At 70.6% G+C, this 8,994-nt stretch carries 9 protein-coding genes; 8 read left to right on the forward strand and 1 reads right to left on the reverse strand.

What is annotated here, in order from left to right; all coding sequences use genetic code 11:
• Window positions 1–111 precede the first annotated feature (111 nt).
• The 3 genes from RT323_RS10250 to RT323_RS10260 are packed head-to-tail and all read left to right on the forward strand — an operon-like array spanning window position 112 to window position 1,833.
• Complete coding sequence (locus tag RT323_RS10250; RefSeq protein WP_313407883.1) at window positions 112–906, forward strand: thymidylate synthase; 795 nt, start codon at window positions 112–114, stop codon at window positions 904–906.
• 2 nt (window positions 907–908) lie between these two features.
• Window positions 909–1,397, forward strand: a complete 489-nt coding sequence (locus tag RT323_RS10255; protein WP_313407885.1) for a dihydrofolate reductase — start codon at window positions 909–911, stop codon at window positions 1,395–1,397.
• Window positions 1,398–1,455: 58 nt separating this feature from the next.
• Complete coding sequence (locus RT323_RS10260) at window positions 1,456–1,833, forward strand: VOC family protein (RefSeq protein ID WP_313407887.1); 378 nt, start codon at window positions 1,456–1,458, stop codon at window positions 1,831–1,833.
• 6 nt (window positions 1,834–1,839) lie between these two features.
• Here the strand turns inward: RT323_RS10260 and RT323_RS10265 are convergent, their stop codons facing one another.
• Window positions 1,840–2,625, reverse strand: coding sequence for a thioesterase family protein (locus tag RT323_RS10265; RefSeq protein WP_313407889.1), 786 nt, complete (start codon window positions 2,623–2,625; stop codon window positions 1,840–1,842).
• A 49-nt stretch (window positions 2,626–2,674) separates the two neighbouring features.
• Between RT323_RS10265 and dapA the strand changes: the two genes are divergently transcribed.
• The 5 genes from dapA to RT323_RS10290 all read left to right on the forward strand — a co-directional run bounded on the left by dapA (window position 2,675) and on the right by RT323_RS10290 (window position 8,930).
• Window positions 2,675–3,583, forward strand: a complete 909-nt coding sequence (gene dapA, locus RT323_RS10270) for a 4-hydroxy-tetrahydrodipicolinate synthase (protein ID WP_313407892.1) — start codon at window positions 2,675–2,677, stop codon at window positions 3,581–3,583.
• Window positions 3,583–5,262: a ribonuclease J gene (locus RT323_RS10275; protein WP_313407893.1), complete on the forward strand. Its 1,680-nt coding sequence runs from the start codon at window positions 3,583–3,585 to the stop codon at window positions 5,260–5,262. The genes dapA and RT323_RS10275 overlap by 1 nt, the downstream gene beginning before the upstream one ends.
• Before the next feature lie 68 nt (window positions 5,263–5,330).
• Window positions 5,331–6,038: a hypothetical protein gene (locus RT323_RS10280; RefSeq protein ID WP_313407895.1), complete on the forward strand. Its 708-nt coding sequence runs from the start codon at window positions 5,331–5,333 to the stop codon at window positions 6,036–6,038.
• 32 nt (window positions 6,039–6,070) lie between these two features.
• Entirely contained in the window at window positions 6,071–8,521 is a 2,451-nt protein-coding gene (locus RT323_RS10285; protein ID WP_313407897.1) for a DNA translocase FtsK 4TM domain-containing protein, read from the forward strand.
• A gap of 88 nt (window positions 8,522–8,609) precedes the next feature.
• Window positions 8,610–8,930, forward strand: coding sequence for a CD225/dispanin family protein (locus RT323_RS10290; protein ID WP_313407899.1), 321 nt, complete (start codon window positions 8,610–8,612; stop codon window positions 8,928–8,930).
• Window positions 8,931–8,994: the final 64 nt, after the last annotated feature.

Here is an 8,994-nt window from a genome sequence, read left to right on the forward strand (position 1 = left end):
CGCTCGCTGGCGCTCGCTCATGCCGGTACCGCCCGTTCGTCTGACACGCCGGTCAGTATGTCAGTCGGCGCATCCGGCTCCGGCGGGGGAGCGCGTTGCTAGTCTTCCGGCATGCAGGCCTACCTCGATCTCGTCCGCCGGATCCTCGACGAGGGGGTGGCCAAGGGCGACCGCACCGGCACCGGCACGCGCAGCGTCTTCGGGCACCAGATGCGGTTCGACCTGGCCGAGGGCTTCCCGGTCGTGACGACCAAGAAGGTGCACCTCAAGAGCGTCATCGCCGAGCTGCTGTGGTTCGTCGCCGGCGACACCAACACCACGTACCTGCGCGACAACGGCGTCACCATCTGGGACGAGTGGGCCGACGCCAACGGCGATCTGGGGCCCATCTACGGCTACCAGTGGCGCTCGTGGCCCGCGCCCGACGGCCGCCACATCGACCAGCTCAGGGCGGTCATCGAGGCGATCAAGGCCGACCCGAACTCGCGCCGCCACATCGTCAGCGCCTGGAACGTCGCCGACCTCGACGCCATGGCGCTGGCTCCGTGCCACGCGTTCTTCCAGTTCCACGTCGCCGACGGCAAGCTCAGCTGCCAGCTCTACCAGCGCTCGGCCGACGTCTTCCTGGGCGTGCCGTTCAACATCGCGTCGTACGCCCTGCTGACCCACATGGTCGCCCAGCTCACGGGCCTCGAGCCGGGCGAGTTCGTCTGGACCGGCGGCGACTGCCACCTGTACGTCAACCACCTCGACCAGGCTCGCGAGCAGCTCACTCGCGAGCCGCTCCCGCTGCCCACGCTGCGCCTCGACCCGGGCGTCACCGACATCGACGACTTCACGCTCGAGTCGATCGTGGTCGAGGACTACCGGTCGCATCCCGCGATCAAGGCCCCGATCGCGGTCTGAGCATGACGGTCACGGTGGCGGTGGCGGTCGGCGAGAACGGCGTCATCGGGTTCGAGGGGGGCATGCCCTGGCCCCGCACGGGCGACATGCGCCAGTTCAAGGAGCTCACGTGGGGACACCCCATCGTGATGGGACGCGCCACGTACCAGTCGATCGGGCGGCCCCTGCCGGGACGCACCTCGATCGTGCTGACGCGCCGAGCCGACTGGGACCCGGGCGCACCCGACGTGTTGGTCGCCGGCGATCTGGACACGGCGCTGGCGCGCGCGCACGACATCGACGACGAGGTCTTCCTGATCGGCGGTGCCGCCGTGTTCGACGAGGCGCTCGAGCGCGACCTCGTCGACACGATGGTCGTCACGCACGTGCCGCTGAGCCCTCCGGGCGACACGTTCTTCGCCCCGATCGACCCCGCCGCGTGGACCGAGGTCGAGCGGGTGCGTCACGACGGCACTCCCGACTACGAGATCGCGGTCTACCAGCGAGCCTGAGGGTCTTGTCACGGACCGGCGACGGGACGACACTGGCCGGGAGGACGAGGAGAATCCCATGGCACACGGCGACATCACCCACGTCGACATCCCGGTGGCGGACAACGACCGCGCGGGGCAGTTCTACTCGACGCTGTTCGGCTGGCAGATCGCGGAGTACCCCGGTTACGAGGGCTACCCGATGTGGCAGGCCCCGAACCAGATCAGCGGCGGCGGGCTGGCCCCGCGCTCGGAGGGGTTCACCCAGCCTCGCTCGTACGTCGAGGTCGACTCGATCGAGAAGACCCTCGAACTGGCGACGCAGCACGGCGCCAGGATCGTGATGGACCGCCAGCCGATCAGCGAGACCAGCTGGTGGGCCATCTTCGAGGACCCGGACGGCAACGTGATCGGCCTGTACGAAGGCACGACCGACACGTCCGAAACCCGCGACTGAGTCCCGTCAGAGCAGGATCGCCAGCTGGCGCGACTGGGCGACCAGGTGGCCGTCGGCGTCCCACAGCTCGCCGTCCTCCTCGTGGAACCCGTCGCTCACGTGACGCGTCGTGAAGCGGGAGGCGACCCACGAGCCCGGTGCGGGCAGGCGGTGGAAGTGCACCGTCAGCTGCACCGTCATGGACACGAGGTGGCCCAGCTCCAGGACCGGCGGGGGAGAGGCGTCCGCCAGCAGGGCGACCGCGGGCCAGTCGATCTCGGTGCCTCCGTCGAGGCGCTGCCACAGCTCGGCCGTGGGGTCGCCGCTGGGCTTGCCCTCGGCCCAGCCCGGTGACTGGGCCATGCGGTACTCGACGCGACCGAACAGCCCGTCCGCGGGCATGCCGGCCGCACGGGGGTCGGGCAGGTCGGCCGGGTCAGGCAGGCTGGGCGGTCCGGCCAGCTCGTGCGTTGCGCCGTGGTGGTCGCGGGCGAAGCTGGCGGTCATCCGCGCGAGCGGCTTTCCCTCGCACGCGAGGTCGACGTCGACGGTCTGGACGCGGCGGCCCAGCTTCACCGGCGTGACCGTCATCGTGGCCGTGGTTCCCGGCTCGGGGGAGGCGAAGTAGGTGATCGCCGCCACGACCGGACGGCCCACGTCGGCGTGGTCCATCGCGGCGCGCAGCATCGAGGCCAGCACCCAGCCGCCGTTCGGCTTGCCGAGCGGAGTGTTCCAGCGGTCGGAGACCTCGAGCGTGAGGATCCCGTCCTGCGTGCGGGTGGCGATCGTGTCACGGGGATAGAAGTCGGTCACCGGCTCATCCTGCCCGAAGCGTCTGACGCTCTGACGGTAACCTCGGACCATGACGTCTCCGCTGGCCACCGAGGCCGCTCCGTTCGGCCGGGTGCTGATCGCGATGGTCACCCCCTTCACCCCCCAGGGCGAGGTCGACCTCGACGCCGCGGCGAAGCTCGCCGTCCACCTCGTCGACTCGGGCGCCGACGGCATCGTCGTCAGCGGCACGACCGGCGAGTCCCCGACGACGACCGGCGAGGAGGACGGCCGGCTGCTCGCGGCCGTGCTCGAGGCGGTCGGCGACCGCGCCACCGTCGTGGCCGGCGTCGGCACGAACGACACCCGCCACACCGTCGAGCTCGCCGAGCAGGCGGTCCGCACCGGCGCCCACGGCCTGCTCGTGGTGTCGCCGTACTACAGCAAGCCGCCGCAGTCGGGCCTCGTCGCGAACATCGACGCCGTCATCGACGTCGCCGGCGACACGCCGATCATGCTGTACGACATCATCGGCCGCACCGGCGTCGAGATCGCCGAGTCCACGTACGCCGAGTTCGAGTCCCGCCCGACGATCCTCGCGGTGAAGGACGCCTCCGGCGACCTGGCTCGCGCCGGTCGCCTGCGGGCGAACACGCGGTTCGCCCTGTACTGCGGCGACGACGTCCTCAACCTGCCGTACCTGGCGCTCGGCGCGGTCGGGACCGTCAGCGTCGCCGGTCACGTCGCGAGCGCGCAGATCAAGCAGCTGCTCGACGCGGTCGACGCCGGTGACCTGGTGCGCGCCCGTGAGATCGACGACGCCATCTTGCCGATCACGAACGCGCTCATGAGCCAGACCCAGGGCGCGATCGCCGCCAAGGTCGCCATGCACGAGCTCGGCATCATCCCCAACGCAGCCGTCCGGCTGCCGCTCACCCCCGCCACCGATGACCAGGTCCAGGTCATCCGCACCGCACTGAAGGACGCAGGTCTGCTCTGATGAGCCACATGCACACCGAGCTGGCCACGCCGGCTCCGCTCGCCCCCGGCGCCATGCGCGTCGTCCCGCTCGGCGGACTCGGGGAGATCGGTCGCAACATGACCGTCTTCGAGTTCGACGGGAAGCTGCTGATCGTCGACTGCGGCGTGCTGTTCCCCGAGGAGCACCACCCGGGCGTCGACCTGATCCTGCCCGACTTCACCCCCATCCGCGATCGCCTCGACGACATCGTCGGCCTCGTCCTCACCCACGGGCACGAGGACCACATCGGCGGTGTGCCGTACCTGCTGCGCGAGCGCGGGAACATCCCGGTCATCGGCTCCAAGCTGACGCTGGCGCTGTTGGCGCCCAAGCTCAAGGAGCACCGGCTGAAGGACGTGCCGATGCACGTCGTCAGCGAGAACGACGTCCAGTCGTTCGGACCCTTCGAGTGCGAGTTCGTCGCGGTCAACCACTCCATCCCCGATGCGCTGGCCGTCGCGATCAAGACCGCCGCGGGCGTCGCGCTGCACACCGGCGACTTCAAGATGGACCAGCTGCCCCTCGACGGCCGCATCACCGACCTGCGCGCCTTCGCGCGGCTCGGCGAGGCCGGCGTCGACCTGTTCCTCACCGACTCGACCAACTCCGAGGTGCCCGGCTTCACGACGGCCGAGAAGCAGATCACCCCGGCGATCGACGCCGTCTTCGCCCGCAGCAAGAAGCGGATCATCGTCGCGTCCTTCGCCTCGCACATCCACCGCGTCCAGCAGGTGCTCGACGCGGCCGTCAAGCACAACCGCAAGGTCGCGTACGTCGGTCGCTCGATGGTGCGCAACATGCAGATCGCGCGCGAGCTGGGCTACCTGAAGGTGCCCGACGGCGTGGTCGTCGACTCGATCGACGCGGCCCCGCCCGAGCAGATGGTGCTGATGTCGACCGGCTCGCAGGGCGAGCCGATGGCGGCCCTGTCGCGCATCGCGAACCGCACGCACGACAAGGTCCACCTCGAGCCCGGCGACACCGTGCTGCTCGCGTCGTCGCTCATCCCGGGCAACGAGAACGCGATCTACCGCGTCATCGACGGACTGACCAAGCTGGGCGCCAACGTCGTCCACAAGGGCAACGCGCTGGTGCACGTCTCGGGTCACGCGTCGGCCGGCGAGCTGCTCTATTGCTACAACATCGTGCAGCCCTCGAACGTCATGCCGGTGCACGGCGAGATCCGGCACCTGCACGCCAACGCCGCGCTGGCCCGCCAGACCGGCGTGCCGAACACGATCATCGCCGAGGACGGCTACGCCGTGGACCTGATCGACGGCCACGCCAGCATCGCCGGTGCCTACGACGTGGGCTACGTCTACGTCGACGGCTCGTCGATCGGCGACGTCACCGACTCGGACCTCAAGGACCGCCGCACGCTGGCGGCCGAGGGCTTCATCTCGATCATCGCCGTCATCGACTCGACGACGGGCAAGATCGTCAGCGGCCCCGAGATCCACGCCCGCGGCCTGGCCGAGGACGACTCGGTCTTCGACGCGATCCACCCGAAGGTCGTCGCGGCCCTCGAGGAGGCGCTCGCCGACGGTGCGCGCGACACGGCCGCGCTGCAGCAGGTCATGCGGCGCGTCATCGGCTCGTTCGCGGGTCGCCGCCTGCGTCGGCGCCCGTTGATCGTCCCGGTCGTGCTCGAGGCCTGATCCAGACGTAACCCAACCTCCGGGACGCCGTAACCCGGGGGAAACACCGCCTCAGCACGCTGGGGCAGGTGAGGACCAGGATCATCGTGTGCGGCCACGGAACCACCTCGCACGCCGGCAGGACGGCGCTCTCGCGCCTCGTCAACGCCGTGCGCAAGCAGGCCCACGGGTACGAGGTGGTGGACGCCTTCGTCGACGTCCAGCACCCGCTGCTGCCCGACGTGGTCGCCGAGACCCCCGGTCCGCGTGTGATCGTCCCGCTGCTGCTGGGTCACGACGAGGTGTCGGCATCGCTGCTGGCCGACGTGGTTCGCAGCGATGCGCGGATCCGGGTCGCGCCGTCGGTGGGACCGGACTGGGTGCTGGCCGAGATCGGCGTCCGTCGGCTGATCGAGGCCGGTGCCCGCCCGAGCGACACCATCGTGCTGGTGGCGCCGCGCGTCGACGGTCCCCGCGCGCTCGAGGACGTGTCCAGCGCGGCGCGGCTGCTCAGTGCGGTGTGGGGCGGTCCGGTCCACGTCGGCGTCGTCGAGGGGGAGGGCACCCCGGTCGACCAGGCGCTCGACGTCGCGCGCGCCCACAGCCGGCGCGTGGTCGTCGCGCTCTACGATCTGGTGTCGGGGGAGGGGGTGGCGCGCATCGGCCGGCTGGGTGCCGACGTCGTCACCGCGCCCCTGCTGGGCGCCGAGGCGCCGGATCCGCAGCTCGTCTCGCTGGCCCTCGCCCGGGCCGTCGCCGATCCGTCGTTGCAGGGGGTTCGCGGCGTGGGTCCGTGAGAAGTCTCAGGTTCTGGTTTAGCCTTGGCAGCATGGCGACCCGAACGTCTTCCCCGCCGCGCAAGCGGCCGTCCGGCAGCCAGGCCCGCAAGAAGCCGGCGGCGCGCAAGCAACCCGCGCGCAAGCCTTCGGCTCCCAAGGCGGGTCCTGGTCCCTTCAGTGCTGCCCTCCAGGGGGTGCTCCGCGCGTCCACGGCCCTGTGGCTCGGGCTGGCGGGCATCGTCGGAGCGATCGCGCGCAGCATCGGGCACGGCGCCCGCGAGCTCGACGCCGAGCAGCGTCGTGACGGCGTCGGCCTGGGCCTCGTGTCGCTCTCGCTCGTGACGGCCGCAGCGGTCTGGTGGGACGTCACCGGCGCGGTCGGCGACGTCGTCCGCCGCGTCACCACCGGCACGGTCGGCGTCCTGGCCTGGGCGGTCCCGATCCTGCTGGCCGTCGTCGCGTGGCGCACGCTGCGCCACCCCGACCGCAACGGGCCGGCGGGCCGCCAAGTGATCGGCTGGTCCGCGATCGTCGGCGGCGTGCTGGGCCTGGTCCACCTCGCCCACGACACCCCGCGCCCCAGCGACCCCGGCATGTCCGAGGCCGGGGGAGCGGTGGGCTTCCTGTTCTCCGCGATCCTGGTCGACCTGCTCAAGACCGGGTGGGTCGTCGCCCCGATCCTCGTGCTCGTCGTGCTCTTCGGCATCCTCGTCGTCACCGGGACGCCGCTGTACGCCGTTCCCGACCGGGTCAGGTCGGTGCTGGGTCGCGCCACGGGTCACCGCGAGGAGCCCGAGGCCGAGGCGCCCGCGCCGGCGCCCGTCAAGAAGCGTCATCCGCGCACGACTCCCGTCGTCGACGACGAGCCGTTCGAGAACCCCTTGGTGGACGGCCCGGACGAGGACCGCCAGGTGCCCGTCACCGCGAAGGGTGCCGCCCCGGCCGCCGCCGTGCTCAGCGAGCCCGAGCCGCAGCCCTCGCTCGAGCCCATGGAGCCGCTGCCGGTCCGCGCCGAGCAGCTCGCGCTGTCGGGCGACGTGGTCTACACGCTCCCCGAGCCGAGCGCGCTCAAGGAGGGCACGCCGCCCAAGACCCGCTCCGCCGCCAGCGACGAGGTCGTCGCCCGGCTGACCGAGGTGCTCGAGCAGTTCCAGATCGACGCGACCGTCACGGGCTACACGCGTGGCCCGACGGTCACCCGGTACGAGGTCGAGCTGGGCCCCGCGGTCAAGGTCGAGAAGGTCACGGCGCTCAGCAAGAACATCTCCTACGCCGTCGCCTCCAACGAGGTGCGCATCCTGTCGCCGATCCCGGGCAAGAGCGCGATCGGCGTCGAGATCCCGAACGTCGACAAGGAGATGGTGTCGCTCGGCGACGTCCTGCGCTCGAACAAGGCACGCAGCGACCACCACCCGATGGTGATCGGGCTGGGCAAGGACGTCGAGGGCGGCTACGTCGTGGCGAACCTCGCGAAGATGCCGCACCTGCTGGTCGCGGGCGCCACGGGCTCGGGCAAGTCCAGCTTCGTCAACTCGATGATCTCGTCGATCCTCATGCGCTCCACCCCCGACGAGGTGCGCATGATCCTGGTCGACCCCAAGCGGGTCGAGCTGAATGCCTACGAGGGCATCCCGCACCTGATCACGCCGATCATCACGAACCCGAAGAAGGCCGCCGAGGCGCTGCAGTGGGTCGTGCGCGAGATGGACCTGCGCTACGACGACCTGGCCAACTTCGGCTTCCGCCACATCGACGACTTCAACAAGGCCGTCGCGTCGGGCAAGGTGCAGCCGCCCCCCGGCAGCGAGCGCGTCCTGACGCCGTACCCGTACCTGCTGGTCGTGGTGGACGAGCTCGCCGACCTCATGATGGTCGCCCCGCGCGACGTCGAGGACTCGATCGTCCGCATCACCCAGCTGGCGCGTGCCGCCGGCATCCACCTCGTGCTGGCCACCCAGCGTCCCAGCGTCGACGTCGTGACCGGCCTGATCAAGGCCAACGTGCCCAGCCGCCTCGCGTTCGCGACCAGCTCGCTGGCCGACAGCCGCGTCATCCTCGACCAGCCCGGCGCCGAGAAGCTCGTCGGGCAGGGCGACGGACTGTTCCTGCCCATGGGCGCGAACAAGGCGATGCGCATGCAGGGTGCATGGATCACCGAGGCCGAGATCCTCACGATCGTCGAGCACTGCAAGGAACAGCTCACGCCCTCGTACCGCGAGGACGTGACGGCGGTCCAGCAGTCCAAGCGCGAGCTCGACGACGACATCGGCGACGACCTCGACCTGGTGCTGCAGGCGATCGAGCTCGTGGTCAACACGCAGTTCGGCTCCACCTCGATGCTGCAGCGCAAGCTGCGCGTCGGTTTCGCGAAGGCCGGGCGCCTCATGGACATCCTCGAGAGCCGGGGCGTCGTGGGGCCGAGCGAGGGCTCGAAGGCGCGTGACGTGCTGGTCAAGCCCGACGACCTCGACGACGTGCTGATGAGCGTGCAGGCGGGTTGATACCGGCGGCGGGTGAACAATCCATTAGGCTCGGGCCGACCACCGCGTTCACCTTCGGGGTGAACGGGAACGCGAAAGGACACGCTGCATGACCTACAACGCACCTCCGCCCCCGCCGCCCTCCTCGGGCGGCTACGGCGGCTCGACCCCGCCGCCGAACAACCTCGTCTGGGCGATCCTGACGACGCTGTTCTGCTGCCTGCCGCTCGGCGTGGTCTCGATCGTGTACGCGGCGCAGGTCAACGGCAAGTTCACTGCCGGCGACCTCGCTGGTGCGCAGGAGTCCTCGCGCAAGGCGAAGCAGTGGGCGATCTGGTCGGCCATCGCCGGCATCGTCGTCTTCGTCATCTACATCGTCTTCATCGTGGTGGTCGCCAGCAGCGGCTCCTCGACGTCGACGAGCCTGTGACACTGGGCCACGCGAACTCGCGCCCCGCGCCCGCCGGAAGCTCCCGGCGGCGCGGGGCGCTCGC

Source organism: Aeromicrobium sp. (assembly GCF_032084975.1).
GTDB lineage: Bacteria > Actinomycetota > Actinomycetes > Propionibacteriales > Nocardioidaceae > Aeromicrobium.